We start from the raw sequence: 26,827 nt of genomic DNA, 5'->3' as shown, positions 1-26,827 counted from the left end.
CACGACTTCATGCACGACGCCTTCCTCCAGCTAGGACACTGCATGATCCTCGCCCGCAAACTCACCCCATTCTGAAACGACCCCTTAGGCAAAATCGGAACTCGCTCTGCCCGGTGGGGATCCAATTTTAGGCAAAATCGGGAAGCTCCCGTGACGCGCATTGGTTTGGCGGAGTGCCGCTCGGCGTTCGTCGCTCGGGAGGTTGCGCGATTTCGCCTAAAATCGCGCAACCTCCGCTCGGGTCAGAGCTTGATCGTTGGGTTGTGGATGTCGAACCACATCGACAGGTCGAGGGCCCTTTCGAAGGTGAAGCGCGCCAGCTGGTCGATCCGCGCCGGGTCCTGCGCCAGCGCTCCGCGCAGCCACCGCTCGTCGAGCAGCGACAGCGCCGGGTCACCCGCGGCGACGAGGTCCGCCACCTGGTGCTGCAGCACCGCCGCGTACTTCGGGTCCTGAGTGGACGGATACGGGCTCTTCACCCGTTCCACCACCGACTTCGGCAGCACGTCAGCGGTGGCGTGCCGCAGCAGGCTCTTCTCCCGGCCGTCGAAGGTCTTCAGCGACCACGGGGCGTTGAAGACGTACTCCACCAGCCGGTGGTCGCAGAACGGCACCCGCACCTCCAGGCCGACCGCCATGCTCATCCGGTCCTTGCGGTCCAGCAGGACGCGGACGAACCGGGTCAGGTGCAGGTAGCAGATCTCCCGCATCCGGCGCTCGAAGTCGCCCTCCCCGTCGAGCACCGGGACCGAGCCGATGGCGTCGCGGTAGCTGTCGGCCACGTAGGACTCCAGGTCCAGCGCCGCCGCCAGGTCCGGGCTGAGGATCTCCGCCCGCTCGGTGGAATGCGTGCGCACCGCGGCGATCCACGGGAAGGTCTCGGCCTGCCGCACCTGCGGGTCGTGGAACCACTTGTAGCCGCCGAAGACCTCGTCCGCGGACTCGCCGGACAGCGCCACGGTCGAATGCCCGCGGATCGCCTTGAACAGCAGGTAGAGCGACTGGTCGAGGTCGCCCATCCCCAGCGGGAGGTCCCGCGCCTGCACGGTGGCGCGGCGCACGGCGGGATCCGCGAGCGCGTCGGGGTCCAGGACGATGTCCTGGTGCAGCGACCCGACGTGCTCGGCGACGTCGTGGACGTACGGCGTGTCGGGCGTGCCACGCATCTCGTCGGGCACGAAGTTCTCGGCCTGGCCGAGGAAATCGACCGCGAAGCTGCGGACCTGCTCGCCGCTGCGCGCCAGCCGGCGGCCGGCCAGCGCGGTGATGGCGCTGGAGTCCAGGCCACCGGAGAGCAGCACGCAGCGCGGCACGTCGGAGATCAGCTGCCGCGCGACGATGTCGTCGAGCAGCTCGCGGACGTGCGCGACGGAGGCCTGCTGGTCGTCGTCGTGCGCCGCGGCCCGCAGTCGCCAGTAGGTGTGCTCGCGCAGGCCCTTGCGGTCGACGGTGACGACGGTGCCCGGCTCCACCTCGCGCATGCCGGACCACATCGCCTGCCGCGGCGTCTTGACCATCGCGAACATCTCGCGCAGCCCGTCGACGTCGACGACCTTCTCGGCCAGCGGGTTGGCCAGGATCGCCTTCGGCTCGGAACCGAAGAGCACGCCTTGCTCGGTCGGGTAGTAGTACAGCGGCTTGATGCCCATCCGGTCGCGGATCAGCAGCAGCTGCTCGCTGCGGGTGTCCCAGACGGCGAAGGCGAACATCCCGTTCAGGTGTTCGGCGACCTGCGGACCCCACTCGAGGTAGCCGTGCAGCACGACCTCCGTGTCGCTGTCGGTGTCGAAGCGGTGGCCGCGGCGCCGCAGTTCGTCGCGCAGCTCGGTGAAGTTGTAGGCCTCGCCGCTGTAGACGATCGCGACCTCGCCGCCGGGCGTCGCGGCCTCCATCGGCTGCGCCCCGCCGGGCAGGTCGATGATGGCCAGCCGCCGGTGGCCGAGGGCGGCGTGCGGGCGCACCCAGGTGCCGCCGGCGTCCGGGCCGCGACAGGTCATGGTGGCGCACATGGCGTCGATGGCGGGTTGTTCGCCGGTCAGGTCGCGCTGGAAGTCGATCCAGCCGGAGATGCCGCACATTTGGGGTTCTCCTCCGTGTCGGTTTGACCTCGCGGTGGTCCGCGGGCGCCGGGTTCCGGGTGGTCCGCGCCACACGCGCTTTCATTAGCCAGGTTAACGAGATCGTTGCATCGACGAAACCAACTCACGGAGTGAAGTCACCCACGTACAAACCGTGCGGAGCCGTAAAAACCGCCGAAAATGCACCCGGTCACATCGCCCTGACGGGGCCGTAAAGAGCGCGTCAATGCGCTGGGTAGGGGCATCAAGGAGCCGTCATGGGCCTCGACGAGCCCGGGCGGCGGGCATTTCGCTGTACGAGGTCGGCCATCGAGGTGCGATGGCCCGGATTTCCCTAGTGAGGAGCGCAGCGGTGGCTGATCTCGCCTACGCCGTGTTGCTGATCGGCGGGTTCCTCGTACTCGCTATGACCCTCCGCGGTTTGGAGCGCTTGTGAGCACCTTGCTTGCCAACGTCGCCGGGGGCGTGTTGGCGCTGTTGTTGATCGGTTACCTGTTCGTCGCGCTTATCCGGCCGGAGAAGTTCTGATGAGTTCCCTCATGGTCGGCCTGGTCCAGGTCGGCCTCCTGATCCTGGCCATCGGCGTGGTCTACCGGCCCCTCGGTGACTACATGGCCCACGTCTACACCAGTGAGAAGCACTGGCGCGTCGAGAAGGTGGTGTACCGCCTGGCGCGCATCGACGGCGACGCCCAGCAGCGCTGGACCACCTACGCCGCCGGCGTCCTCGGCTTCTCGGTCGTGTCCATCGCGCTGCTCTACCTGATGCAGCGGTTGCAGCCGCTGCTGCCGCTGAGCTTCGGCCGCGGCGCGGTCGAGCCCGCGATGGCGTTCAACACCGCGGTCAGCTTCGTGACCAACACGAACTGGCAGTCCTACGTGCCGGAGCAGGTCCTCGGGCACACCGTGCAGATGGCCGGGCTGACCGTGCAGAACTTCGTTTCGGCGGCCGTCGGCATGGCGGTCGCGATCGCCCTGGTGCGCGGGTTCACCGCCGCGGGCACCGGCCGCATCGGCAACATCTGGGTGGACATCACCCGGGGTTGCACCCGCGTGCTGCTGCCGATCGCGGTCGTCGCGGCCGTGCTGCTGATCGCGCTCGGCGGGGCGATGAGCCTCGCCTCCGGCATCCAGGTCGTCGGCCTGGACGGGCAGGCGCACACGATCGCCACGGCGCCGATCGCCAGCCAGGAGGTCATCAAGGAGCTCGGCACCAACGGCGGCGGCGTGCTCAACGCCAACTCGGCGCACCCGTTCTCCAACCCCGGTGGCATCAGCAACCTGCTGGAGATCTTCCTGATCCTGGTGATCCCGCTGGCCCTGACCCGCACCTTCGGCACGATGGTCGGCGACCGCCGCCAGGGCCGGGTGCTGCTGTCCGTGATGGTCGCCATCATGGCCGTGATGACCGCGGTCGTCTGGTGGGCCGAGAGCAACCCGAACGGCCCGGCCACGCTCGCCGCCGGTGGTGCGCTGGAAGGCAAGGAGACCCGCTTCGGCTTGTTCCTGTCCGGCCTGTTCGCGGTCGCCACGACTGGCACTTCCACCGGTGCGGTCAACGCGATGCACGACAGCTTCACCGGCCTCGGCGGTCTCGTGCCGTTGCTGAACATGCTGCTCGGCGAGGTCGCGCCCGGCGGGGTCGGCGCGGGCCTGTACGGGATCCTCGTGCTGGCCGTGATCGCGGTGTTCCTGGCCGGTCTGATGGTCGGGCGCACACCGGAATACCTGGGCAAGAAGCTCGGGCGGCGGGAGGTCACCGCGGCGGCGATCTCGATCCTCGCCATGCCCACGATGGTGCTGCTCGGCGCCGGAACCGCGCTTGCGCTGCCGTCCACTGGGGACGCTCTGAACAACACCGGCGCACACGGGTTGTCGGAGGTCCTCTACGCCTTCGCCTCGGCGGGCAACAACAACGGCAGCGCCTTCGCCGGGCTGACCGTGACCAGCGACTTCTTCCAGGTGTCGCTCGGGCTCGCGATGCTCTTCGGCCGGTTCGTACCCATCCTCGCGGTGCTGATGCTGGCCGGTGCCGTGGCCCAGCAGCAACGCGTTCCCGCCACCGCCGGCACGCTGCCCACCACCGGGCCGCTGTTCGCCGGGTTGCTCGGCGGCACCGTCATCCTCGTCGCGGCGCTGACTTTCCTGCCGGTGCTCGCCCTCGGCCCGATCGCGGAGGCCCTCGCATGACCACGATGTTGGAGAAACCGGAGAAACCCCAGGAGGCGCAGGAGGAAACCGGTCTGCGGAAGATGTCGGCGGGGGCCTTCAGCCCACGCCAGCTGTGGACCTCGTTACCGGAAGCGCTGCGCAAGCTGAACCCGAAGCACCAGCTGGCCAACCCGGTCATGTTCGTGGTGTGGGCGGGCTCGGTGCTGACCACCGTGCTCGCCGTGGCCGAACCGAACGTGTTCAGCATCTCGGTGGCCGCCTGGCTGTGGTTCACCGTGCTGTTCGCCAACCTCGCCGAAGCCGTCGCCGAAGGTCGCGGCCGGGCGCAGGCGGAATCGTTGCGGCGCACCAAGACCGAGGCGGTCGCACGGCGGCTGGTCGACGGCGTCGAGGAGCAGGTGCCGGGCACGGCGCTGCGCATCGGCGACCGGGTCGTGGTCGAGGCCGGCGAGGTCATCCCCGGCGACGGCGACGTCGTCGAGGGCATCGCGACCGTCGACGAATCGGCGATCACCGGCGAATCCGCCCCGGTGATCCGGGAATCCGGCGGCGACCGCTCGGCGGTCACGGCAGGCACGACGGTGCTCTCCGACCGGATCATCGTGGAGATCACCACCAAGCCGGGCGAAACGTTCGTCGACCGGATGATCGCGCTGGTCGAGGGCGCGCAGCGGCAGAAGACGCCGAACGAGATCGCGCTGACGATCCTGCTGTCCACGCTGACGATCATCTTCCTGCTCGCGGTGGTCGCCCTGCAGCCGATGGCCGGCTACTCCGGCTCGCTGCTGTCGGTGATCACCCTGACCGCGCTGCTGGTGTGCCTGATCCCGACGACGATCGGCGCGCTGCTGTCGGCGATCGGCATCGCGGGCATGGACCGGCTGGTGCAGCGCAACGTGCTCGCCAAGTCCGGCCGCGCCGTGGAGGCCGCAGGCGACGTGGACACGCTGCTGCTGGACAAGACCGGCACGATCACCTTCGGCAACCGGCGCTGCACCGAGCTGCTGCCCGTCGGCGGCGCCACGCTCGGCGAGCTGGCCGAGGTCGCGCGGCTGTCCAGCCTCGCCGACCAGACCCCGGAGGGCACCAGCATCGTGGCGTACTGCGCCGAGCAGTACGGCCTGCCCACGGGGCCGCGCGGTTCGGAGCTGCAAGCCGAAGAGGTCGCCTTCACCGCGCAGACCCGGATGAGCGGCATCGACATCGACGGCCGCGAGATCCGCAAGGGCGCCACCAGCGCGGTGCGCGCCTGGGCCGGCGGCATCTCGTCCGAAGTGGAGGGACTCACCGAGGAGATCGCCTCGCAGGGCGGCACGCCGCTGGTGGTCGCCGAGCGCAGTGGCGGCGAAACCCGCGTGGTCGGCGTGATCCGGCTGTCCGATGTGGTCAAACCCGGCATGAAGGAGCGGTTCGCCGAGCTGCGCGCGATGGGCATCCGCACCGTGATGGTCACCGGCGACAACGAGCTCACCGCCAAGGCCATCGCCGCCGAGGCCGGCGTCGACGACTACCTCGCGGAGGCCAAACCCGAGGACAAGATGGCCCTGATCAAGGCCGAGCAGGAAGGCGGCCGGCTGGTCGCGATGACCGGCGACGGCACCAACGACGCGCCCGCGCTCGCGCAGGCCGACGTCGGCGTGGCGATGAACACCGGCACGGCGGCGGCCAAAGAGGCCGGCAACATGGTCGACCTCGACTCCGACCCGACGAAGCTGATCGAGATCGTCGAGATCGGCAAGCAGCTGCTGATCACCCGCGGCGCGCTGACCACCTTCAGCATCGCCAACGACCTCGCCAAGTACTTCGCGATCCTGCCCGCGATGTTCGTGGCGATCTACCCGCAGCTGGACGCGCTGAACATCATGCGGCTGGCCACCCCGACATCGGCGATCCTGTCGGCCGTCGTCTTCAACGCGCTGGTCATCATCGCGCTGATCCCGCTGGCGCTGCGCGGGGTCCGCTACCGGCCGACTACGGCGAGCGCGCTGCTGCGGCGCAACCTGCTGGTCTACGGGCTCGGCGGCATCGTCACGCCGTTCCTCGGGATCTGGCTGATCGACCTGGTCATCCGCTTCATCCCGGGCATCGGCTGAGAGGGCCCGAGGCGTGCCGAGGATCCCGTCGGTCCGCAATTTCAATGGAAATTGCGGTCCTCCGGCGTGTCAGGTCCCGACATGCCGGGACCTGTGGACAACTTCCGCAATTTCAATGGAAATCGGACCTTCGATTTCCATTGAAATTGCGGCCGACCTGAACCGAAGAGGCACTGATGAAGAACACACTGCTGCGGCAGACGTTGGCGGGGTTGCGGCTGTTGCTGGTGGCGACCGTCGTGCTCGGCGTGGCGTATCCGCTGGCGATCTGGGGCATCAGCCGGATCCCCGGCCTGCAGGCCAACGCCGAGGGCTCGCAGATCGTGGTGGACGGCAGGGTCGTCGGCTCGTCGCTGATCGGCATCGACCCGGTCCCGGCCGACCCGGCCAACGACCCGTACTTCCACACCCGCCCCGCGGCGTCCGCCGAGGGCGCGCTCGGCCCGGGTGACCCGGCGAGCACCGGCGGCTCCAACTACGGCGGAGCCAGCGAGGACCTGCTCGCCGCCGTGCAGGAGCGGCGCGACGCCATCGCCGCCCGCGAGGGCGTCCGGGCCGAGCAGGTGCCGACGGACGCCGTCACGACGTCGGGCAGCGGCGTCGACCCGCACATCAGCCCGGCCTACGCGGAGCTGCAGGCGGCCCGGGTGGCTCGCGTCACAGGCATCCCGCTGGAGGAGGTCCGGCGCTTGGTCGCCGAGAACACCAGCGGTGGGATCGTCGCCGAGCGCGTGGTGAACGTGACGACGCTCAACGTCGCCGTCCACCGGGCAAGGTGATGCCGACGGGGTAAGTTGCCTGGTCAGGGCCCGTGCGTACTTGTGGTTGCCATAGCGGCACAAAGTACGCACGGGCCAGAGGCGGTATTCGGTGCAGGCAACCGCTAATAACAGCGGTTCGTAGGAGACTGGAAGCGTGGCGGAGAAGGGACGAAGGCGCGGCGAGCTGCGGATCTACCTCGGTGCGGCGCCCGGGGTCGGCAAGACGTACGCGATGCTCAACGAGGCGCGGCGGCGCATGGAGCGCGGCACCGACGTGGTCGTCGGCTTCGTGGAGGACCACGGCCGCGCCAAGACCGCCGCGCTGCTCGACGGCCTGGAGGTCCTGCCGCGCCGGAGCGTCAGCCACCGCGGCGTCGAACTCACGGAGATGGACCTCGACGGGCTGCTGGCCCGGAAGCCGGAGGTCGCCATCGTCGACGAGCTCGCGCACACCAACGTTCCCGGCTCCCGCAACGAGAAGCGCTGGCAGGACATCGACGAACTCCTCGATGCCGGGATCAACGTGCTGTCCACGGTCAACGTGCAGCACCTGGAGAGCCTCAACGACGTGGTGGAGACGATCACCGGCGTCCGGCAGCAGGAAACCGTGCCGGACGAGGTGGTGCGCCGCGCCGAGCAGATCGAACTCGCCGACATCACCCCCGAAGCGCTGCGCCGCCGCATGGCGCACGGCAACGTCTACGCGGCGGACCGGGTGGATGCCGCGCTGGGCAACTACTTCCGCACCGGCAACCTGACGGCGCTGCGCGAGCTCGCGCTGCTGTGGCTGGCCGACCAGGTCGACGTGGCGCTGCGCCGCTACCGCGCGGAGAAGAAGATCACCGACACCTGGGAGGCCCGCGAACGCGTCGTGGTCGCCGTCACCGGCGGCCGCGAGAGCGAGACGCTGATGCGCAGGGCCCGCCGGATCGCGGCCCGCGCGGGCGCCGAACTGCAGGTGGTGCACGTGCTGCGCGGCGACGGGCTCGCCGGGGCGTCGCCGACCGGCATCGCCCGCGCCCGCAAGCTCGCCGACGCCGTGGGTGCCAGCTTCCACACCGTCGTCGGCGACGACGTGCCTGAGGCGCTGCTGGAGTTCGCCCGGGCGGCCGACGCCACGCAGCTGGTGATCGGCACGTCGCGGCGGTCCCGCTGGGCGCGGCTCTTCGACGAGGGCATCGGCGCCGCCACGGTGCAGAAGTCCGGGCCGATCGACGTGCACATGGTCACCCACGCCGAGGCCGGCGGGCGGCGATTCCTCCGGAAGATCACCAGGAATCCGCTGTCGTCGGCCCGCCAGTTGTGGGGCTGGGTGCTGTCGGTGCTGGTGCCCAGCGCGGTCACCGCGGGGGCCTACTTCTTCGGCGATGTCGCGCTGTCCACGGACGTCGTCGGCTACTTCCTGGCCACCGTCATCGTCGCGCTGGTCGGCGGGATGGCCCCGGCGATAGTCGCCGCACTGCTCTCCGGCGGGCTGCTGAACTTCTTCCTGACGCCGCCGCTGTACACGCTGACCGTGTCCGAGCCGCAGAACCTCGTGACGCTGGTGGCCATGATGATCGTCGGCATGCTGGTGGCGATCATGGTCGACCGGGCCGCGCGGCTGGCGGAGCAGGCCACCAACGCCCGCACCGAAGCCGCGCTGCTCACGTCCTACGCCCGCACCGTGCTCACCCATCCCGATCCGCTGCCGCGGCTGCTGGAGAAGGTGGTGGAGAACTTCGGCCTCACCTCGGCGGCGCTGCTGGAACGCACCAAGGACGGCTGGCACGTGGCGGCCTCCACCGGGGTGCGGCCCTGCACCAGGCCCGAGCAGTCCGATGTGGACATCGAGGTCAACCCGGACGTCCACCTCGTGCTGAAGCGCCCCGGCAACAGGCCGCTGCCGGCCGCGGAGCGCACCGTCCTGGAAGGCGCGGCGGGGCAGGCGCTGGTCGCGCTGCGCCAGCAGCGGATGGCCGCGGAAGCGCAGGAAGCACAGCGACGAGCGGACGCCACCCAGCTGCGCACCGCGCTGCTGTCGGCGGTCGGCCACGACCTGCGCACCCCGCTGGCGTCGATCAAGGCCTCGGTGAGCAGCCTTCGCGCCGCCGACCTGCAGCTGTCCGAAGAGGACACCGCCGACCTGCTGGCCGGCGTCGAGGAATCCTCGGACCGGCTGACCGAGCTGGTGGACAACCTGCTGGACTCCTCCCGGCTGGCGACCGGTGCGATCGCCCCGCGGCTTCGCCCGGTGAGCTACGACGAGGTCGTCGCGGGCGCGCTGGCCGGGCTGGACGGGCGGCAGCACATCGACGTCGACATCGACGAGAGCCTGCCGCCGGTGCTCGCCGACGTCGGGCTGCTGGAGCGCGTAGTGGCCAACGTGGTGCAGAACGCGCTGAAGTACGGGCGAACGAACGGCGACCGGATCAGGGTGCGGGCGAGCGAGCACGCGGCGCGGGTCGAGCTGCGCGTGGTCGACCACGGGCCGGGGCTGCCGGAAGACGAGGCAGAGTCCGCGTTCGCGCCGTTCGAGCGGCTGGGCGAACACGGCGAGCGCGGCGACACCGGGGTGGCCGGGGTCGGGCTCGGCCTGAGCGTGGCGCAGGGTTTCATGACGGCGATGCACGGCACGATCCGAGCCGAGGACACCCCCGGCGGCGGGTTGACGATCGTGCTCTCACTCCCGGTGGTCGCCGCTGACGGACAGGGGAAACGATGACGAGGGTCCTGGTTGTCGACGACGAGCCGCAGCTGCTGCGCGCCTTGCGGATCAACCTGACCGCGCGCGGCTACGAGGTGCTGACGGCCACGGACGGGGCGTCCGCGCTGCGCGCGGCCATCGAAGGCAAACCCGACGTGGTGATCCTCGACCTCGGCCTGCCGGACATGGACGGCAACGAGGTGATCGCGGGCCTGCGCGGCTGGACGACGGTGCCGATCATCGTGCTGTCGGCGCGCACGGACTCCACGGACAAGGTGCACGCCCTGGACGCCGGGGCGGACGACTACGTGACGAAACCGTTCGGCATGGACGAGCTGCTGGCGCGCCTGCGCGCGGCGGTCCGGCGCGCCAGCACCAGCGAAGCGGCCGACGAACCGGTGGTGGAGACCGCGACGTTCACGGTGGACCTGTCGGCGAAGAAGGTGCTGCGCGAAGGCATCGAGGTGCACCTGACGCCGACCGAGTGGGGCATGCTGGAGGTCCTGGCCCGGAACCGGGGCCGCCTGGTGGGCCAGAAGCAGCTCCTCAAGGAGGTCTGGGGACCCCAGTACGCGAACGAAACCCACTACCTCCGCGTCTACCTGGCCCAACTCCGCCGGAAGCTGGAACTGGACCCCAGCCACCCCCGCCACCTGATCACCGAAGCAGGCATGGGCTACCGCTTCGAACCGTGACCTCCGGACCTCAGGCGCGAACCGAGCCCGGAGGTCCGATCACCAACCTCGCTCGATGGAGCTAGGTGCCGACGGTCTGGCTGTGGTACTTCATCTGCTCGTCGGAGCGGACGACCTTGTTGGAGTCGTGCATCGACGGCGCGAGCAGGTCCACGCTCTCGACGACGCCCCGCCCAGGAACTTCGATCACGCCCCGATCTCCGGGGAAGTACCGGGGATCGAGGGCGTTCGGGGACCAGACGTCGTAGCGGCACCCCTGGGTGAGCAGCATGATCCAGTTCGGTTCCAGGTGGTTGAGCCGAACCATGAACAGCGCGTAGAACAGGTTCGCGCTCGTCTCCGTGTAGGTGTTGGCGCCCACGGTCACCCACACCTGCACGTCGTCGCCGATCACCTGCCAGGTCACCCGCGCGTCCAGCGCGCCTGGCTCGCCGGTCTCGGGATGCTTGGCCCACACCCGGACCAACCGGGACACCGGAGCTCCCCCCTGCGGTGTCGGTTGCATGTTTCCTCCCCTTGGACGTTCGGTTGGTCAGAGCCTGCTGCGAAGCAGGTTTTCACGTTCGACGAGCCGCGATAGCTCGCTGCGGATCTCAGCCGCCCTCGCGGGCGGTGGCCCCTGGTCCAGGGCTTGGGAGAGCTTTTCCTTGACCCCTTCGATGGACCGCAGTTCTTGCAGAAGATCGGCCTCGGTTCGAGGTAGCGGCTCGGATGGCGGTTCTGGGCGTTGTGGCGCCTCCGGCTCGTGCGGATGGGGATCCGGCGCGTCGTGCGGATCGGGTCGGTGGCCGTCGTCCATCCAGCTGTCGGGCATGTCGTCGTCCCAGTCCGGCCTCGGGCGGCCCGGCGTGTCCGTGCCGGGGCTGTATGGCGGTTCCGGCGGTGGTTCGGGTTGGCTGCCCTGCGGTCCGAAGGGCTTGTCGTGTTCCGGGGCGTGGTTGTCGTACGGGTTCGACGGGGCGTCTGGGAAGGGGCGGTCCGTGGGCAGCGAGTCGTAGTCGCCCCACGGGGTCGTGGGCGTTTCCGGGGCGTGGCGGGCGGTGTCGCCGAGACGATCCGCCGTTCTTCCCACGTCGGTGGCTTTGCCCAGGTCACCGAGGCCGTCGCCGATCTTGCCCGCGATCTTGGTGGCCCTGGTGGCCACGCCGGCGCCGCCGAAGGCCGAGGCGACCGCGTCCGGGGCCATCGAGCCGAGGGCTTTCGCCGGGTTCTGCTTCCAGCCGTCCACATCGACGACCGTTTTGACCGCCTGGTAGGGGTTCTCGGCCACGGACATGATCGTGGTCGAGGCGGCCTTGTCGAACGCCGCCTTGCCTTCGGGGTCGATGCCCCACATGCCGGGCTGGCTGTAGAGGAATGCCTCCCCGAGGCCCCAGAGGCCCGTGCCCACGCCCACGACGCCCTCGACGGCGCCCGCGCCGAAGTCGTAGAGCAGATCCCCCGCTCCTTGGAAACCGTCGACGAGGTTCGCGCCGATCTGTGCGAGTTTGCTCGGCTTCGCCGGCGCGGCCTGGACCGCTTCCAGGACGATCCGGGTGGCCCGCTCGTCCGCCGCCTGCACGGCAGCCTTGGCCGCGGCGATCTGGGCCTCGGCACGGGCCCGAACCTCGGCGTTGGGATCGGCGAACGCGCTCGGCGCGACATCCGAACTCCCGGATTCGTACGCCTTGACCGCCGCGTTGTGCTGCTTCGCCGCGGCCAGGGACGCCTCGTTCGCGCGGTCGAGTTCCTCCTTGGCGCGCGCGGCCTTCTCCTTCTCCTCGGCGAGGACCTTCTGGTAGTCGAGAACGGCCTTGCCCGCGTCGCCGAACGCGTCGGCCGCCGCCAACCACTCCGCCGGGGCCTTGTCGAGGTAGCTCTCCCGGAAGGCGTCGCCCGCCTGGCCGGTCCAGCCGCCGGAGTCGATCGACTTGATGCCCTGGCCGGCGCGGTCGAACGCGCCGCCGAGCTTGGTCAGGTGTTCGCCGACTTCGGCGACCGTAGCCGGATCACCCGGGATGACGTCCTGCGCGACCAGCCCGGCCATCTGGCCGAGCTCGTGCAGCTCGTGCCCGGTTTCGGCGACGTCCTGATCGAAGGTGGTGCTGTTGCTGACCATCAGCCCTCTCGCAACGTCTCGACGAGCTTCTGCTTCGCCTCGGCATCCATCTGCTGGTAGGCGGCGCGCGCCTCGCCGAGCGCGTCCACGGCGGCGTTGCCGTCTTCGACCAGGTACCGGATGCCGAATTCCCAGGCGTCGCCGAAAGCCAGCAGCGCGGCGCCGAGCGAGCCGGGCCCGATGTGCGGGGCCGAGTCCAGCATCTTCTCGCGCACGCCCATGCCCTGCGCCCCAGCGGATGCGAATCCCCACCCGGCCATCTCGCCGAGTTCGGCCACGGCGTCCCGGATGCCCGATTCGGAGCTCTCCAGGGCACCCACGTTCACGGTGAAACCGTTGTGCTCCATTACTTCCCGCCTTCGGTCAGTGCGATTTCGTCGGGCACGAGCCCGCGGATCGGCGCGAGCGCGGTGCCGTGCTCGCTGCCCGGATCGAGGACCAGGCCGGTGCTCCTGGGTAGCGCGGGAAGGCACTGGTCGATGAGCTCGGCGCCGGTCAGTTCGCCGTAGCGCACGTTGTCGGCACCTCGCCCGGCGGCGCGGTAGAACTCGGCCATCCGGCCCAGCGAGGTGAACACCCCGAGCCAGGAGAGCTCGCCGTCGCGCCCGGTAGGCAGCGCGAAACCACCGTCCTCATCGGACACCGCCACGTACACCGAGGTGCCGCGCAAGGCGGCGGCGAGCTGCTCGACCGTCGCCTCGCCGGTGCCGAACAGGCGGACCGTGCCGAGCAGCTCGGCGGCAGGTTCCGGCTCCGGCTCGTCGAAGATCGAACCGGTCAGCCGAAGTACGCCCCGGCTGGGAAAACCCCTGCCAGGACGGCATTGTGCAAGCGTCATGGAGCCACGCCTCCCCAGCGCGGATCATGGAATCAACGGGGCGGAACAGTACTCAAGCGGGCAGCTGCTGAGTGCCCATTTGATCATTACGCACCGTGTCGAGAAGATCACGGTCCGGGTTGCTACGTTCGGCGGTAAGTGACGCGCCTGGTCAGCGGGCCGCGAGGTCGGTCTCGACCTGGGCGATGGCCTCGTCGAAGGTGCGCGGGAACGCCGCCTGCACGCGATCATCGAAGAGACCGCCCTGACCCGTCCGGTCGGTCCAGATGGCGCGCTCGAGCGACAGCTTCGGCGTTTGGTTGATGCGGCATCGCGGCCGCACATCACGATCCAGGTGATGTCCCACGACGTTGGGTTGCATCCGGGGTTGAACTGCGTCGAGATCGCCCGGCGGGACGCTGTCGTCGGGGTTCGGGACTCGAAGGATCCAGGTGGCGGTGTGCTGGTCTTTTCCGCCGCTCGATGGGCCGACTTCGTCGGTGGCTTCATGCGGGTCCGCGCATAGGCCCGTTGGGTTGGTGTGAAGTTTTCAAGAGTTGGTGCGGGGCGGGAAGTCGCGCTGCTAGGGTCGGCCTTCGACCGGGTGATCAGACGCCGCGACCTGGGGGTTTCCCGCGATGACGACGCCAGCACCACCTCCGCCGCCGTTTCCCGGTGGCGCCGGTCAGACCATCACGGTCAACAAGGACAACGTCCTCGAGGTGCGCAAGGTCGTTCTCGCGGCCGCTGAAGACGCGCAGTTCAAGCTGTTCAGCCTTGCGCACAACCTGGCCGTCAACGCTCCCGCCGACGACGAGATCAGCTCGACCTCAGCGGCGGTCTGGTCGGCGAACCTGCTGGGAAATCCGGACTCCCACTACTCGCGTCTCATGCAGTACGTGGACAACGTCTTTGAACTGGGAAGGCAACTCGAAGAAGCCGCCAAGCAGTACGGCTTCACCGACGATGAGATCGCTGCGTCCTTCCAGCTGCAGCAGAACCAGGTGTGAGGGGAGTCCCGTGCGGTTGCGCTTCGGGCATGGCTTGATCGGGTTGGCCGCTGTCTTCACGCTTGCCGGGTGCACGGTGAACGGCCCGGATCCGGAGCCGCCGAGCTCGGCTCCCACTTCGGAGGCCCCGTCGTCTTCTTCGCTGGATCTTCCGCAACGCCCGAAAGAGCTCGCGATCGCGGGCAAGCAGGACGCCGAGATCTGCACGTGGTTGTCTCCCGAGCAGAAGGCGCCGCTCCAGGTGGGTGGCGGCCGCCCGGTGGTCAAGAACGGGAACAATTACAACGGGTGTTCTTTCGCCGGTGCCGCAGGAAAGGTCAACTTCGGTATCTCGCTCCGGGTGGTACCCGAGGGCTTGGACGCTTTCTCGCAGAAGATCGCGGCTGTGAAGGCGAAGACCGCGAAGACGTATGAGGTCAACGGCTTCGGTGCAGTGCAGGGACAGGTTCCGGGTGGCGAGAGCCTCGGTTGTGCCGTGTTCGTCGACGCTGCCGAAGGGCAGACGCTCTACGTCGACCTGAGCCTCACCACCCCCGGCGGCATGGACAACCAGCAGATGTGCGAGCGGGCGAAGCAGGCCGCCGAGGCGGCCGTGACGACCTTGCAGGGTAGCTAGGGGGAGTCGTGACCAGCATCGATCCGATCCGGGACATCCGGTTCGAGGGGATGGACATCCCCCAGCTCCAGGAATGGATCACCCAGATCAAGCAGGGGCGCGGCGCGGAGTCGATGCAGGGCGCGGTGCGCGCGCTGGACGAGTGCGTGAAGGTGGTCGTCGATCTCGACGAGACGCTGCGGCGCGAGCTCGGCAAGCTGCAGATCGCGTGGGAGGGCAACGCCGGGAGCCTCGCGGCGGCGGCGACCCAGCAGCAGGCCGTCTTCATGGCCGACGCCCCGGATCCCCTGAAGGCGTCCGCGGACAGCGTCGACGCGCAGGGCCGGGGCTACGAGTCCGCCCGCAACGGGCTGCCGAACAACGACGAGCTCAAGCACAAGCAGTCGGAGAACGCGGTCGAATGGGCCGGCGGTGCCTTCGGCTACGAGAGCGACTACGACAAAGAAGCCAAGAACATCGAGGGCCAGAAGCAGGCCGCGCAGGCCGCGCTCAGCTCGTACCGCAACACCTCGGTCAGCCAGGCCGATTCGTACCAACCGTTGCCCGAGATGCCGCCCGCGACGGTGTCCGCGCAGTCTGCGTCCGGGACGAGCATGCCGGGCGTCGGCGTGGGTTCGGTCGGTGGCTACTACGGCGGCGGCTCGGCGGTCGACGGGGGCACGCCCGGTGTCGTCGTGGGCGGCGGGAACGTCGGCAGCGGCAACGTCGGCGGCGGAATCAAGCGCGGCGACGGCGTGGGTGGGCAGGATCCCGGTGACCGCAGCGGCACGGGGGAGCACCCGGACGAGCGCGAGACCGGCGGCGAGGCGGACCAGACGCCGGAGGCCGCCGCGACGAGCAGCGGTATCAACCCCGGCACGGTGCTCGGCATCGCCGCAGGTGGTGCGGCGGTCGCGGGTATCGGCGCGTACGCCGCGAGCAGGATGCTCGGCGGCCGGGGCCCGGCTGCGGCATCGGCCGGCGGTGGCTCGGCTTCCGGGCTGAGCCGGGGCGGCTCGTCCGGCATCGGCGGCGGACCCGGTGACACGATGGCCGGGCGGTCCGCGGGCAACACGCCGGGCAGCCGCCCGGTGACCGGTTCGATGATGGGGCCGGCGGCGACCCGCGGCGAGAAGCGCAGCGAGGACGCGGAGCACGAGAACAAGTACGTCGCCGAGGAGACCCCGTTCGACGACGAGCGGTTGGTCGCCCCGGCGGTGCTGGGGCACTTCGAGCCGGACGACGAAGCCGACGAGGAATCCGCCGACGACGAGCCGAAGAAGCGGGACTGACGGTGCGCCCTGGAGCAGAAGCCGATCCGATCGTGCTGTCCGCATTGGAATTCGATGTGGTCTGCGAGGCGGAGAAGCTCACCGATCGACGGCACATCATCCTCAACGTGCCGAGCCCGGGAGCGACCTACTCGGAGCGCGCGCAGCTCGTCGCGGACGTGTGGGCCGGGCTCCGCAAGCGCCGCCTCGCAGAGCCCAACCGCGACCGGGTCGACGTCGACTTCGCGGACCTGCTGGGCCTGCTGGACCGGCCGCAACGCAGCATCGACGTGCGGATCTGGGCGGACCGGTCGATTCGCGCCCTGGCGTCGGCCAACGGCGGCACCGGCCTGCTGACCATTGTGGACGGCGACATCGTCGAGCTGACCCCGATCCGGGCGAGCTCCCTGGTGGAGGCGGCGGTGTCGGTGGCGGGCGACATGCCGCCGGGACCGGGCCGGGCGGTGAGCCTGCCCAACGAGATCCTCCGCGAAGCCAGCGACTACGCGGGCCCGAACAACCCGCTGCTGTTCACCGACGAACTCCGGGGCCTGGGAATCGCCCCGGACGACGCGGCGGACGTGGCGAGCATGGCGGACGGAATGGGAATCCGGGGCCAGTTCGGCGTGGAAGTCTGCCCGAACCGAGGCGGCCGGCCGGAGCGGGCGAACAGGGTGGTGGCGTTCCACGACACGGACAAGGGCCGCTACAGCCACGTGGTCCGTCCCAGCGGAGACGGCCGCCGCTGGAGCACGATAGCCCCGGCGGACAACGCGAGGATCGCGGAGTACACGCGAGAACTCCTCGCCGAGATCTGGGACGACTGAAACGCCGGCTCGCCGATCGGGCACGAGTGGGAACCATCGGCGGCTTGGAACCGTCGTACCCCAAGAACGGGAGGTACTGCGGAATGAGTTTTGGTCGGCATCAACCTGACGACTGGGAATACGACGACACCGATTGGCTGGCTCAGGCCGGCGAACCGACCCGGGCGTCGGCGGCCGTCGACACCGTGGTGGGACAGGACCTGTCCGGCGTCGTCTCCGTCAGCTCGACATTCGACGCCCAGGTCGTGTCGGTGGCGCTGGCGGACAACTGGCGGCAGGTCGTCGACCCCCGGCAACTGCACGTCGGCGTCGTCGCGGCGGCGAACGCGGCAACGATGCTGGCGCTGGGCAAGAAGCTGGAGTCGGCGGACCTCGAAGGGACCGATCAACCCCAAGCCGCACCCGGTTACGACGATTCGCCGCTGAGCTCGCAGGACATCACCAGGCTGCTCGACGAGGTCACCGCGGACCTGAACGCTTTCACGCAACAGCTCACCGCCATCGCCGACCAGCCCGTCACCGCGGAAAGCCCCGGCCGCAACATCAGCGGCACGGCCCAGCGAGGTCAGATCCTGCAACTATCGCTCGACCCGAACTGGGCTTCCGCGGCGCGGAACTCGGAGATCGAGGCCGAGCTCGCGTCGTTGCTCGCGACGCTGCAGAGCAAGTCGACGCCGACGGATCTGGCGGGCGGGCCGCGCAGTCGCGCGATCGACGAGTTGAACGATTTGGCGTCCAATCCGCAGCTGCTTCTCCGGCGACTCGGGCTCGGTTCCTGACCGGTCGATGTCGTCGCACGCATGGAGGTGAGAAACGATGACCAGTGCTGGAATCGGCGTGGCGTTGGAGGCGATGCGCTCCGACGCCAAGACCTGGGACACGGCCGCCGGGGACCTCGACGGCCCGATGAACACGATCGGCACGTTGCAGATCGACCCGGCTTCCTTTTCGATGTGGGCGGTCGACCGGGGGGTCGACAAGACCTATGACGAGGCGCGAAGCGCGCTGGAGGACATGCTGAAGCAGGCTGCCGACTACTTTCGCGAGATCAGCTCGGACCTGACCGAAGCGGCCGCGCAGTACGAGCGCGACGACGAGCAGGGCAAGCACGGAATCCAGAACGCGTACTGAATCCGGGGATGGCAATGACGAACACCCTCGTCGCGCAAGCGAGCGACAAGTCCAACGACCTCAACGAGAAGATCCAGGACTTCTTCAACAAGGTCAACGACCTGATGAGCTGGGTGCCGGACTTCCTCTCGCACCTCATCGAGCCCATCAAGCAGGGCATGCAGGCGCTGGCCCAGAAGGTCCAGGAGTTCTGGGACCGGATCACCCAGATCTTCGAGCAGCCCGGTGACTCGGACAAACTGCGGGAAACCAGCGACAAGTGGGCCACCGAGGTCGGCGACAAGGCCGGGGAGATCGCCGGCGACATCAACCTGCAGAAGCTGAAGTCCAACGTCGAGTGGACCGGCAAGGCGGCCGAGGCGTACAAGGCGCTGGTTCCGGCTCAGGGCAGCGGGCTTTCGTCGGTCAAGCTGATGGCGATGCAGATCCGCACCTCGCTGAACAGCCTGGCGAACGCGCTGGATGCGTTCTGGCTCGCGATCGGCGTCGCCCTGGGTGTGTTCGTCGTCGGTGCCGTGGGCGCGATCGCGGCGGCCTGCACCGTCGTGGGCATCCCGGCGGCGATCGGCGCGATCGCGACCGCGGCGGGCGTGTCCATCGGGTTGGTGACGACCGCGATCCTCTCGATGAACAGCTTCGTCACCACCATCGAGACCGAGCAGACCGCGATCAAGCAGAAGATCACCGACCTCGGCGACAAGTGGTCGCGCTCGGACCAGGACCTGTCCGACGGGAGCGTCAGCGACGGCGACGGATCGGACTGGAAGGTCAACCAGTGACCGTCCACCGGCCGCACTGGGAGCTCGTCCCCGTGCCGGACGACGTCGCGCGCAGGATCAGATCAGGCGCGGTGCGGTTCGGTGCGGGTTCGCTGGTGCTCAGCTTGGTGGCGGGGCTCGCGATCCTCGTGCTGGGGTTCGGCCTGCCGACCGCGCACCACCCGATTTCCGGCATCGCCGTCATGTTCGGCGGTATCTCGGCGTTCTTCCACTTCTCCTCCAGCATCACGATCATTTCCGGGCGGTCCTACGTCAAGAACGGCCAGCTCAACAAGACGGCTGCCGGTAAGGCATGCCGGTTGCTGGCGGTCTTCTGGGGCGGGACCATCGCGACGTCGCTGGGCAGCTGCGGCCTGCTGGCCATGGTCATTCGCTCGTCCGGACGCTCGTCGGTCCTCCCGGAGGTGCAGTACACGCCAGCGATCATCGGCTACCTGCTGCTCCTGCTGGTGCCATGCGTGTTGGCCGCGGTCAACTTCTTCATCGGCCGCCGCCTGCTGCGCCCCGCCACGTAGCACCGAGCACCGGCTGCTCGATCTCTCCGGAGGATGCCGTCGAGCAGGAATGTGCCGCGGCGGCGAGTTCGGGGCCGCGTAGCCTGGGCGACGGCTGTGCGGAGGTGCGAGTTGGTCGGGTATTCGGAGTTGGTCGAGCGGGCTCGGGAATTGGCCGGCAGCGGGCAGCGGCGGATCTTGGGGATCGCCGGGGCTCCCGCGGCGGGGAAGGGGTTCGTCGCCCGGCGGGTCGTCCGGGAGCTCGGCGGTTCCGCCGTTCTCGTGCCGATGGACGGCTTCCACCTGGCCAACTGCCAGCTGCGGCGGCTCGGGCGGGCCGACCGGAAAGGCGCTCCCGACACCTTCGACGCCGCCGGGTACGTCGCGCTGCTCCGGCGGATCCGGGAAGGCGGGCCCGGCACCGTTTACGCCCCCGAGTTCCACCGGGAGATCGAGGAGTCCTACGCCGGGGCCATCGCCGTCGATCCCGATGTGCCGCTGGTGATCACCGAGGGCAATTACCTGCTGCTGGATTCGCCGCCGTGGTCGGCGGTCCGGGAACTGCTCGACGAAGCGTGGTTCCTCGCGCCCGATGACGATGTCCGGGTGCGGCGGCTCATCGATCGGCACATCGGTTACGGGCGGACTCCCGAGGAGGCCGAGGAATGGGTGCACCGCAGCGATGAGCGCAATGCCGCCATCATCTCGGCCAGCCGGGGCCGGGCCGATCTGGTAGTCGTCGGCGACCCCGAATGATTTCCCCGAATTGCATCTGAATAAGTTTCAGAAATGGTCTAGGCACGATTCCGTGACGATGGGTGCACGGGTGGGTGTGCAGCATCAGCGCTCGGCGAGCTCCGCCCGCACGTCGTCGGGGATCCGGCCGGTGTGGTCGATGGGCGTCCACGGCTCGCTGCGGATCCACTGGGAGCCGCAGCCGCGGCAGGCCAGCAGCGGAAACCCGTTGAGCTCCTTGGGCGTCCGATGCCACGAGCACAGCGACCGGCAAGCGTGGACGGCCAGCGTCACGCGTCGTCCCCGGACGTTTCCCACTCGGTGGTGTCCGTCGGCACCGGGTCCTCAGTGGGGGGCGTCGTCGGCTTGGTGGGGGTGGTCGTCGTCGGCTTGGTGGTGGTGGTCGTCGTCGGTCGGGTCGGCGGCGTGGGCGGCTCCGGCGGCGGCGGAACCGGGAAGTCGCCGGGGATTTCGGTGCTCGTCAGCGTCGTCGACGACGTGGTCCGGCTGGCGGTCGTGGACGTCTCCGACGTCGCGCTGCCGCTCGGCGGCGGCGGGGGCAGCAGCGGCGGCGTGGTCCACGTGTCCGCCGGCCGCGACGTGGCGGTCGGCTTCAGCGTGAAGTCCGGCGTCGCCTCGTCGTGCTGCTGCGCGCCGGCGACCATCGCGGCGGTCGTCGCGAAGACGGTGGCCACCGCGATGCCGGACGCGGCCAGCATCACCAGCTGCTTTGGCCGGGCGTCCGGGTCTTCCGGCAACATCGGGTCCATTGCGTGCCCCACTCGTCGGCTCGTCGGGCGGCCTGCGCCGGGTGCCCCGAAACCCCAGGCTCCCAGCCGAATCGGGCGGATCATACCGGCAGCCCGAGCAAGCGCGGTCGTGGATGCGAGCCAACACCGCGCGCGCGGCGGCCGTGCGGCATCATGCCGGGCGTGACCGATTCGCAACAGGCACGACTGACCGCTTGGGTGCACGGGCGGGTGCAGGGCGTGGGTTTCCGCTGGTGGACGCGTTCCCGGGCGCTGGAGCTCGGCCTGGTGGGCAGCGCGACCAACCGGCCGGGGAGCAGGGTCGAGGTGGTCGCCGAAGGGTCCCGCGAGGCCTGCGCGAAGCTCCTGGCGGCGCTGCGCTCCGGCGAAACCCCGGGTCACGTCGACCACGTCGCCGAGCAGTGGTCCGAGCCCAAGGGCGGGCTGACCGGTTTCGTCGAGCGCTAGCCGCGGTTTCGCGATTTTGCCTAAAATTGGGCGCCAGTCCGGTGGGCCAGGGTGTACCAATTTTAGGCAAAATCGGAACACCCACTGGCTTCCTGGCTCGGTGGTGGCGTGCTCACCTGCGAGGAGCCGGGCCGGAGAAGCTCCGGTCAACTCCAGGATCTGATTGCCTTCGCAACCGCTTTGGCATGCGAGGGAGGTTGAGGAGTCGATCTCCCGGCCTCCGGTGCGCCGGGAAAATCGCCGCAACCAGCGGTTCTGCGCAGTCGCGAGTGGCCGCAGCGGTAGGCTCCACCGGATGTGACCGCCGGTGAACCGGACGAAACACGGGAAGGTCGATCGCAGCCGTGCACCTGAAGAGCCTGACGCTGAAGGGGTTCAAGTCCTTCGCCTCGGCCACCACGCTGCGCTTCGAACCCGGCATCACCTGCGTCGTCGGCCCCAACGGCTCGGGCAAGTCCAACGTGCTCGACGCGCTGCGCTGGGTGATGGGCGAGCAGGGTGCCAAGGACCTGCGCGGCGGCAAGATGGAGGACGTGATCTTCGCGGGCACCGCGGGCCGCGCCCCGCTGGGCCGCGCCGAGGTCACGCTGACCATCGACAACTCCGACGGCGCGCTGCCGATCGAGTACACCGAGGTCTCCATCACCCGCCGGATGTTCCGCGACGGCGCCAGCGAGTACGAGATCAACGGCAACACGTGTCGGCTGATGGACGTGCAGGAACTTCTGTCGGACTCCGGCATCGGCCGCGAGATGCACGTCATCGTCGGGCAGGGCCAGCTGGCCAGCATCCTGCAGGCCAAGCCGGACGAGAACCGCAGGCTCATCGAAGAGGCCGCGGGCGTGCTCAAACACCGCAAGCGCAAAGAGAAGGCGCTGCGCAAGCTCGACGCGATGCAGGCCAACCTGACCCGGTTGACCGACCTGACCAGCGAGCTGCGCCGCCAGCTCAAACCGCTCGGCAAGCAGGCCGAGATCGCCCGCAAGGCGCAGACCGTGCAGGCCGACCTGCGGGACTCCCGGTTGCGCCTCATCGCCGACGACCTGATCACCGCGCGCGCCGACCTGGCCCGCGACGAAGCGGACCAGGAAACCGCGCGCGCCAAGCGCACCGAGGTCGAGCGCGCCCTGCAGTTCGCGCAGTCCGAGGAGAAGACCCTCGAAGAGCAGGTCGCCGCGGACGCGCCGAGGCTGACCCGCGCGCAGGAGACCTGGTACCGGCTGTCGGCGCTGGAGGAGCGGCTGCACGGCACGCTGCGGCTGGCCGCCGAGCGCCACCGGCATCTGACGGCGCAGACCGAGGAACACCGCCCCGGCCGCGACCCGGATCAGCTCGACGCCGAGGCAGAAGAGGCCGCGGAGCAGGAGATCGAGCTCCGCGAGCAGGTCGAAGAGGCCCGCGAGGTGCTCAACGAGGTCGTGCTGCGCCGCTCGGAGCTGGAATCCGCGCTGAAGCAGGCCGAACAGGCGCACCTCGCCGCGGTGCGGGCGATCGCCGACCGCCGCGAGGGCGCTGCCCGGCTGTCCGGCCAGGTCGAGTCGCTGCGCAGCAAGGTCAGCGACACGGCCGACGAGATCGAGCGGCTGTCGGATTCGCTGGAAGAAGCCACCGGGCGGGCCGAGGAAGCGGAGCGTGCGCAGGCCGACGCGGAGGAGGAGAGCGGCGGCTACGACTCCGACGACGCCGGGCTGCAGGAACGCCGCGAAGGCGCAGCCGAAGCGCGCGATGCGGCGCGCGCCCGCGTCGAGGAGCTCGTGAAGGCCGAGCGGACCGCGGAGCGGGAGATCGCGTCCTGGAAGGCGCGGGTCGAAGCGCTGTCGATGGGCTTGCAGCGCAAGGACGGCGCCGGCGCGCTGATGTCGTCGGGGGACCGGGTGCCGGGCCTGCTCGGCACGGTCGCGGCGCTGCTCAGCGTCGAGCCGGGCGCGGAGGCCGCACTCGCCGCGGCGCTGGGCGCGGTCGCCGACGCCGTCGCCGTTCGCGGTGTCACGGACGCGGTGGCGGCCCTGGAACTGCTCAAGGCGGACGAGGCGGGCCGCGCCGGACTGCTCATCGGGTCCGCAGGGGACGTCGACCGATCCGGCTGGCCGCAGCTGACCGGTTCGGCTCGCTGGGCGGTCGACCTGGTCACCGCGCCCGACGGGCTGCGCGGGGCCGTGGCCACGGCGCTCGACAAGGTCGCGGTCGTCGACGAGCTGACCGACGCCCGGGAACTCGTGCAGCGCCATCCCGAAGTCCGCGCCGTGACGGCGAACGGCGATGTGCTCGGCGTGCACTGGGCGATCGGTGGTTCCGAAGACCGGCAGAGCACCATCGAGGTGCAGGCCGCCGTCGACGAAGCCGAACGCGAACTCGCCGCCGCCGGGCGACGCCTGGAGCAGCACTCAGCGGCGCTGGAAGGCGCGCGAGCCGAGGAAGAAGCGCGGCGCGCCGAAGTGCGGGCCGTGCAGGAGCAGATCAACGACGCCAAGGTGCGGCGAGCCCGCAGCACCGAACGGCTTTCCAGCCTGCAACGCGCCGCCCGCGCCGCCGGCGCCGACGTCGACCGGATCCGGCAGCAGCGGGTGAAGGTCGAGCAATCCCGCGAACAAGCCCTGGTCAAGCTCGCCGAACTCGAAGAGCGGCTGAGCATCGTCAAGTCCGAACAGGACGAAGCGGCGGAGCCGGACACCGGCGAACGCGACCGGCTGGGCACCGAGCTCAACGCCGTGCGGCAGCAGGAAATGGACGCCCGCCTCGGACAGCGCACCGCCGAGGAGCGCGCCCGGGCCGTGCAGGGGCGCGCCGACCAGCTGCGCCGCGCAGCGCGCCACGAGCGCGAAGCGCGTGCCCGCGCGGAAGCGGCGCGCAAGGCCCGGGAACGCGCAGCGCGCGTGACCCAGGCCGTGGTCGCCGGGGCCGAGACGGCGCTGGAGCGCATCGCGCGATCGCTGAGCGCTGCGACGGAGGAGCGGGATGTCGCGCAGGCGAAGCAGAGCGAGCACGAGCAGGCGCTCGGCGCCGTGCGAGCGCGCGTGCGCGAGCTCAGCGGGGAGCTGGAGAAGCTGACCGATGCGGTGCACCGCGACGAAGTCGTGCGTGCGGAGCAGCGGTTGCGCATCGAGCAGCTGGAAACCAAGATCATCGAGGATTTCGGGATCGGCCTGGACGACCTGGTCGACGAGTACGGGCCCACCGTGCCGATTCCGCCCGGCCCCGCCGAGATCGCCGAGTACGAGGCGGCCAAGGAGCGCGGCGAGGACGTCAGCCCGCCGCCGCCGATGCCGTTCGACCGGGCCACCCAGGAGCGCCGCGCCAAGCGCGCCGAGAAGGACCTCTCCTTGCTGGGCAAGGTGAATCCGCTGGCGTTGGAGGAGTTCGCCGCGCTGGAGGAGCGCTACAAGTTCCTCTCCACCCAGCTGGAAGACCTCAAGGACAGCCGCCGCGACCTGCTCAGCGTGGTCAAGGAGGTCGACGACAAGATCCTGGAGGTGTTCGCCTCCGCCTTCTACGACGTGGCCGCGGAGTTCGAGACCGTCTTCAAGGTCCTGTTCCCCGGCGGCGACGGGCGGCTGACGCTCACCGACTCCGAGGACATGCTGACCACCGGCGTCGAGGTCGAGGCCCGGCCGCCGGGCAAGAAGGTCAAGCGGCTGTCGCTGCTCTCCGGTGGGGAGAAGTCGCTGACCGCGGTGGCCATGCTGGTGTCCATCTTCCGCGCCCGGCCGTCGCCGTTCTACGTGATGGACGAGGTCGAGGCGGCGCTGGACGACACCAACCTGCGGCGCCTGATCACGCTGCTGGACCAGCTCCGCGAGACCTCGCAGCTGATCATCATCACGCACCAGAAGCCGACCATGGAGATCGCCGACGCCCTGTACGGCGTGACGATGCGCGGCGACGGCATCACGCAGGTGATCTCCCAGCGCCTGCGCGGCGATTCCGGCAAACGGCGCAAGGACGACGCACCCGACGCGCCGCCCGAAGGCGACGTCGCCGCGGTGCTCGACGGGGCGTCGGCAACGGCCACCGCGCCGGAAAGCGTTGCGGGCGAACCGGATTCGGCGCCGGCAGAACCCGGCGAGGATCAGCCCGACGTGCCGAGGGCGTAGCCGACGCCGAAGGCGACGAGCGCCGCCACCAGCGAGAGGCCGAACACCACCGACCAGCCCGGGCGCGCCTGCGCCCAGCGGGAGGGCGGCGGCTTCGACGGCGAAATCCGCTGCGGCGCAGCACGATTCCACAACTCCGGCCGCCCCAGTTCGGCCCGGCACTCCGTGCACTCCGAGAGGTGGGTGCGCACTGTCAGCCATTCGACGTCGCTGAGCACCCCCGCCGAATACGCGTTGAGCTTCGCTCGGAGATCCGCATGATCGATGTCCTGCACCGCAGTCCCCATCCGCAACCTCGGTGATCGCTTGGGTAGATCATCGACCCGTGGCGACTCCCGCTGAAGTCCTGGGGGTCGGGCAATGATGTCGTCGGCCACCTCGGTTCAACCTCCGGAACGGCATGCGGGACGATGTTTCCGCGGTCCGGCGTCGATCCTCGGGGGCAGATGCCGACCGGACACCGGGCGCGGAGTTCCCGCATTACCCCGAGTGCGGGGTCCCACCAGGTACAGGAGGCTTTCCATGACCAACCCGTACGGCCCCCCGCCGGGGCAGCAGCCGTACCCGCAGCAGGGCCCGCCGATGGCACCGCCCGGCGGCTACGGCCCGCCGTCCGGCCCGATGCCGCAGCAGCCGATGCCGCAACAGCCGATGCCGCAACAGCCGATGCCGCCGCAGATGCAGCCGGGAATGCCGCAGCAGGGCTACCCGCAGCCGCCGGCCCCGGCCGCGCCGCAGGGCCAGCCGATGGCGCCGCCCGCGCCCGGCATGGGACGCATCATGATCGACTGCTCGTACTTCTGGCTGGCGTTCATGCTGATGTTCTTCAAGCCGCAGCTCACCATCAACGGGCAGCCGGGCCCGATCCTGACCTGGGGCAAGACCCCGGTCGACCTGCCGCCCGGCCAGTACCAGATCGGCATCCACGTCAACTACCTGTGGCAGGTCGGCCTCGCGACCGCGGTGATCCCGGTCAACGCCGGTCAGCAGGTCGACGTCCACTACGCGGCGCCGGTGATCGTCTTCATGAACGGTGCCATCGGCCCGACCCCGCAGAAGGCGCCCGGCATGGGCCTGGCCATCGGGATCATGGCCGGCAGCGTCGCGCTGTGCATCCTGATCATCCTGCTGTCGGTCATCTCGGCCGCCGTCGCCTGAGTCGCCCGCCCGCGGCCGGCAGCCCGTCGGGGGGGGGGGGGGGGGGGGGGGGGGGGGGGGGGGGGGGGGGGGGGAGGGGGGAGGGGGGGGGGGGGGGGGGTGGGGGGCGGGGGGGGGGGG

The 26,827-nt window shown here is 69.9% G+C and carries 27 protein-coding genes; 19 read left to right on the top strand and 8 right to left on the bottom strand.

Features of this window, described 5'->3' with window-relative positions; translation table 11 throughout:
• Nucleotides 1–242: 242 nt before the first annotated feature.
• On the bottom strand, nucleotides 243–2,078 hold the full coding sequence (gene asnB, locus AC07EQ_RS42810) for an asparagine synthase (glutamine-hydrolyzing) (RefSeq protein ID WP_478393509.1): 1,836 nt from the start codon (nucleotides 2,076–2,078) through the stop codon (nucleotides 243–245).
• A gap of 432 nt (nucleotides 2,079–2,510) precedes the next feature.
• Here asnB and kdpF point away from each other — a divergent pair, with 432 nt between their 5' ends.
• From kdpF to AC07EQ_RS42780, 6 genes are all read left to right on the top strand, one after another.
• The gene (gene kdpF / locus AC07EQ_RS42805) at nucleotides 2,511–2,606 is read left to right on the top strand and encodes a K(+)-transporting ATPase subunit F (protein WP_093262700.1); all 96 of its coding nucleotides are present in this window, start codon (nucleotides 2,511–2,513) and stop codon (nucleotides 2,604–2,606) included.
• Nucleotides 2,606–4,267, top strand: coding sequence for a potassium-transporting ATPase subunit KdpA (gene kdpA, locus AC07EQ_RS42800; protein ID WP_478393508.1), 1,662 nt, complete (start codon nucleotides 2,606–2,608; stop codon nucleotides 4,265–4,267). The genes kdpF and kdpA overlap by 1 nt, the downstream gene beginning before the upstream one ends.
• Nucleotides 4,264–6,342 (top strand): potassium-transporting ATPase subunit KdpB, encoded by a 2,079-nt coding sequence (gene kdpB / locus AC07EQ_RS42795; protein ID WP_478393507.1) that lies wholly within the window; start codon nucleotides 4,264–4,266, stop codon nucleotides 6,340–6,342. Before kdpA ends, kdpB begins: the two co-directional genes overlap by 4 nt.
• A gap of 176 nt (nucleotides 6,343–6,518) precedes the next feature.
• Nucleotides 6,519–7,121 carry a potassium-transporting ATPase subunit C gene (locus AC07EQ_RS42790; RefSeq protein ID WP_478393506.1) on the top strand — a complete coding sequence of 201 codons (603 nt, stop codon included), beginning with the start codon at nucleotides 6,519–6,521 and terminating at the stop codon, nucleotides 7,119–7,121.
• A gap of 136 nt (nucleotides 7,122–7,257) precedes the next feature.
• Nucleotides 7,258–9,807: a DUF4118 domain-containing protein gene (locus tag AC07EQ_RS42785; protein ID WP_478393505.1), complete on the top strand. Its 2,550-nt coding sequence runs from the start codon at nucleotides 7,258–7,260 to the stop codon at nucleotides 9,805–9,807.
• Nucleotides 9,804–10,484: a response regulator gene (locus AC07EQ_RS42780; protein WP_478393504.1), complete on the top strand. Its 681-nt coding sequence runs from the start codon at nucleotides 9,804–9,806 to the stop codon at nucleotides 10,482–10,484. The genes AC07EQ_RS42785 and AC07EQ_RS42780 overlap by 4 nt, the downstream gene beginning before the upstream one ends.
• A 61-nt stretch (nucleotides 10,485–10,545) precedes the next feature.
• Here the strand turns inward: AC07EQ_RS42780 and AC07EQ_RS42775 are convergent, their stop codons facing one another.
• Genes AC07EQ_RS42775 through AC07EQ_RS42760 form a run of 4 tightly spaced genes read right to left on the bottom strand, consistent with a single transcriptional unit; the run spans nucleotide 10,546 to nucleotide 13,420 of the window.
• Nucleotides 10,546–10,959: a hypothetical protein gene (locus tag AC07EQ_RS42775; RefSeq protein WP_478393503.1), complete on the bottom strand. Its 414-nt coding sequence runs from the start codon at nucleotides 10,957–10,959 to the stop codon at nucleotides 10,546–10,548.
• Nucleotides 10,960–11,016: 57 nt separating this feature from the next.
• Entirely contained in the window at nucleotides 11,017–12,582 is a 1,566-nt protein-coding gene (locus AC07EQ_RS42770) for a putative T7SS-secreted protein (RefSeq protein ID WP_478393502.1), read from the bottom strand.
• A complete protein-coding gene (locus AC07EQ_RS42765) occupies nucleotides 12,582–12,908 on the bottom strand; it encodes a hypothetical protein (RefSeq protein WP_478393501.1) in 327 nt (108 codons plus the stop codon). Before AC07EQ_RS42765 ends, AC07EQ_RS42770 begins: the two co-directional genes overlap by 1 nt.
• Before the next feature lie 20 nt (nucleotides 12,909–12,928).
• On the bottom strand, nucleotides 12,929–13,420 hold the full coding sequence (locus tag AC07EQ_RS42760) for an SseB family protein (RefSeq protein WP_478393500.1): 492 nt from the start codon (nucleotides 13,418–13,420) through the stop codon (nucleotides 12,929–12,931).
• A 178-nt stretch (nucleotides 13,421–13,598) separates the two neighbouring features.
• On the opposite strand from AC07EQ_RS42760, the gene AC07EQ_RS42755 reads away from it, so the two are divergent.
• From AC07EQ_RS42755 to AC07EQ_RS42710, 10 genes are all read left to right on the top strand, one after another.
• The gene (locus AC07EQ_RS42755) at nucleotides 13,599–13,925 is read left to right on the top strand and encodes a DUF397 domain-containing protein (RefSeq protein WP_478393510.1); all 327 of its coding nucleotides are present in this window, start codon (nucleotides 13,599–13,601) and stop codon (nucleotides 13,923–13,925) included.
• Between the two features lie 112 nt (nucleotides 13,926–14,037).
• Nucleotides 14,038–14,409, top strand: coding sequence for a hypothetical protein (locus tag AC07EQ_RS42750; protein WP_478393499.1), 372 nt, complete (start codon nucleotides 14,038–14,040; stop codon nucleotides 14,407–14,409).
• A 10-nt stretch (nucleotides 14,410–14,419) separates the two neighbouring features.
• Complete coding sequence (locus AC07EQ_RS42745) at nucleotides 14,420–15,025, top strand: DUF3558 domain-containing protein (RefSeq protein WP_478393498.1); 606 nt, start codon at nucleotides 14,420–14,422, stop codon at nucleotides 15,023–15,025.
• 8 nt (nucleotides 15,026–15,033) lie between these two features.
• A complete protein-coding gene (locus AC07EQ_RS42740; protein ID WP_478393497.1) occupies nucleotides 15,034–16,296 on the top strand; it encodes a PPE domain-containing protein in 1,263 nt (420 codons plus the stop codon).
• Nucleotides 16,297–16,298: 2 nt separating this feature from the next.
• Entirely contained in the window at nucleotides 16,299–17,102 is an 804-nt protein-coding gene (locus AC07EQ_RS42735) for an ESX secretion-associated protein EspG (protein WP_478393496.1), read from the top strand.
• Between the two features lie 83 nt (nucleotides 17,103–17,185).
• Nucleotides 17,186–17,881, top strand: a complete 696-nt coding sequence (locus AC07EQ_RS42730) for a hypothetical protein (RefSeq protein WP_478393495.1) — start codon at nucleotides 17,186–17,188, stop codon at nucleotides 17,879–17,881.
• A 37-nt stretch (nucleotides 17,882–17,918) separates the two neighbouring features.
• On the top strand, nucleotides 17,919–18,233 hold the full coding sequence (locus tag AC07EQ_RS42725; RefSeq protein WP_478393494.1) for a type VII secretion target: 315 nt from the start codon (nucleotides 17,919–17,921) through the stop codon (nucleotides 18,231–18,233).
• A gap of 14 nt (nucleotides 18,234–18,247) precedes the next feature.
• Nucleotides 18,248–19,012 carry a hypothetical protein gene (locus AC07EQ_RS42720; protein WP_478393493.1) on the top strand — a complete coding sequence of 255 codons (765 nt, stop codon included), beginning with the start codon at nucleotides 18,248–18,250 and terminating at the stop codon, nucleotides 19,010–19,012.
• Complete coding sequence (locus tag AC07EQ_RS42715) at nucleotides 19,009–19,527, top strand: hypothetical protein (protein ID WP_478393492.1); 519 nt, start codon at nucleotides 19,009–19,011, stop codon at nucleotides 19,525–19,527. Before AC07EQ_RS42720 ends, AC07EQ_RS42715 begins: the two co-directional genes overlap by 4 nt.
• Before the next feature lie 111 nt (nucleotides 19,528–19,638).
• On the top strand, nucleotides 19,639–20,262 hold the full coding sequence (locus tag AC07EQ_RS42710) for a nucleoside/nucleotide kinase family protein (protein ID WP_478393491.1): 624 nt from the start codon (nucleotides 19,639–19,641) through the stop codon (nucleotides 20,260–20,262).
• Nucleotides 20,263–20,346: 84 nt separating this feature from the next.
• Here AC07EQ_RS42710 and AC07EQ_RS42705 read toward each other — a convergent pair whose 3' ends face one another.
• Both AC07EQ_RS42705 and AC07EQ_RS42700 read right to left on the bottom strand, forming a co-directional pair.
• The gene (locus tag AC07EQ_RS42705; protein WP_132484836.1) at nucleotides 20,347–20,535 is read right to left on the bottom strand and encodes a hypothetical protein; all 189 of its coding nucleotides are present in this window, start codon (nucleotides 20,533–20,535) and stop codon (nucleotides 20,347–20,349) included.
• Nucleotides 20,532–21,011 carry a hypothetical protein gene (locus AC07EQ_RS42700; protein WP_478393490.1) on the bottom strand — a complete coding sequence of 160 codons (480 nt, stop codon included), beginning with the start codon at nucleotides 21,009–21,011 and terminating at the stop codon, nucleotides 20,532–20,534. Before AC07EQ_RS42700 ends, AC07EQ_RS42705 begins: the two co-directional genes overlap by 4 nt.
• 153 nt (nucleotides 21,012–21,164) lie before the next feature.
• Here AC07EQ_RS42700 and AC07EQ_RS42695 point away from each other — a divergent pair, with 153 nt between their 5' ends.
• Both AC07EQ_RS42695 and smc read left to right on the top strand, forming a co-directional pair.
• Complete coding sequence (locus AC07EQ_RS42695; protein WP_132484840.1) at nucleotides 21,165–21,458, top strand: acylphosphatase; 294 nt, start codon at nucleotides 21,165–21,167, stop codon at nucleotides 21,456–21,458.
• A 344-nt stretch (nucleotides 21,459–21,802) separates the two neighbouring features.
• A complete protein-coding gene (gene smc, locus AC07EQ_RS42690; RefSeq protein WP_478393489.1) occupies nucleotides 21,803–25,549 on the top strand; it encodes a chromosome segregation protein SMC in 3,747 nt (1,248 codons plus the stop codon).
• On the opposite strand, the gene AC07EQ_RS42685 is transcribed toward smc, so the two are convergent.
• Complete coding sequence (locus AC07EQ_RS42685) at nucleotides 25,525–25,836, bottom strand: hypothetical protein (protein WP_478393488.1); 312 nt, start codon at nucleotides 25,834–25,836, stop codon at nucleotides 25,525–25,527. The two genes, smc and AC07EQ_RS42685, sit on opposite strands and share 25 nt — an antisense overlap.
• Nucleotides 25,837–26,071: 235 nt before the next feature.
• On the opposite strand from AC07EQ_RS42685, the gene AC07EQ_RS42680 reads away from it, so the two are divergent.
• Entirely contained in the window at nucleotides 26,072–26,707 is a 636-nt protein-coding gene (locus AC07EQ_RS42680; RefSeq protein ID WP_478393487.1) for a hypothetical protein, read from the top strand.
• The last annotated feature ends 120 nt before the right edge of the window (nucleotides 26,708–26,827 follow it).

The sequence above is a fragment of the Saccharopolyspora sp. NPDC045839 genome (genome assembly GCF_056431645.1).
The sequence above is the reverse complement of the archived record's forward strand: the minus strand, read 5'-3'. Positions and strand labels throughout refer to the sequence as shown.

Bases quoted from the DNA above. Each gene is read 5' to 3' on its own strand.
- asnB (WP_478393509.1), bottom strand. From the start codon at position 2,078: ATGTGCGGCATCTCCGGCTGGATCGACTTCCAGCGCGACCTGACCGGC.
- kdpA (WP_478393508.1), top strand. From the start codon at position 2,606: ATGAGTTCCCTCATGGTCGGCCTGGTCCAGGTCGGCCTCCTGATCCTG.
- kdpB (WP_478393507.1), top strand. From the start codon at position 4,264: ATGACCACGATGTTGGAGAAACCGGAGAAACCCCAGGAGGCGCAGGAG.
- AC07EQ_RS42790 (WP_478393506.1), top strand. From the start codon at position 6,519: ATGAAGAACACACTGCTGCGGCAGACGTTGGCGGGGTTGCGGCTGTTG.
- AC07EQ_RS42780 (WP_478393504.1), top strand. From the start codon at position 9,804: ATGACGAGGGTCCTGGTTGTCGACGACGAGCCGCAGCTGCTGCGCGCC.
- AC07EQ_RS42770 (WP_478393502.1), bottom strand. From the start codon at position 12,582: ATGGTCAGCAACAGCACCACCTTCGATCAGGACGTCGCCGAAACCGGG.
- AC07EQ_RS42760 (WP_478393500.1), bottom strand. From the start codon at position 13,420: ATGACGCTTGCACAATGCCGTCCTGGCAGGGGTTTTCCCAGCCGGGGC.
- AC07EQ_RS42750 (WP_478393499.1), top strand. From the start codon at position 14,038: ATGACGACGCCAGCACCACCTCCGCCGCCGTTTCCCGGTGGCGCCGGT.
- AC07EQ_RS42730 (WP_478393495.1), top strand. From the start codon at position 17,186: ATGAGTTTTGGTCGGCATCAACCTGACGACTGGGAATACGACGACACC.
- AC07EQ_RS42725 (WP_478393494.1), top strand. From the start codon at position 17,919: ATGACCAGTGCTGGAATCGGCGTGGCGTTGGAGGCGATGCGCTCCGAC.
- AC07EQ_RS42720 (WP_478393493.1), top strand. From the start codon at position 18,248: ATGACGAACACCCTCGTCGCGCAAGCGAGCGACAAGTCCAACGACCTC.
- AC07EQ_RS42700 (WP_478393490.1), bottom strand. From the start codon at position 21,011: ATGGACCCGATGTTGCCGGAAGACCCGGACGCCCGGCCAAAGCAGCTG.
- AC07EQ_RS42695 (WP_132484840.1), top strand. From the start codon at position 21,165: ATGCCGGGCGTGACCGATTCGCAACAGGCACGACTGACCGCTTGGGTG.
- AC07EQ_RS42685 (WP_478393488.1), bottom strand. From the start codon at position 25,836: ATGGGGACTGCGGTGCAGGACATCGATCATGCGGATCTCCGAGCGAAG.
- AC07EQ_RS42680 (WP_478393487.1), top strand. From the start codon at position 26,072: ATGACCAACCCGTACGGCCCCCCGCCGGGGCAGCAGCCGTACCCGCAG.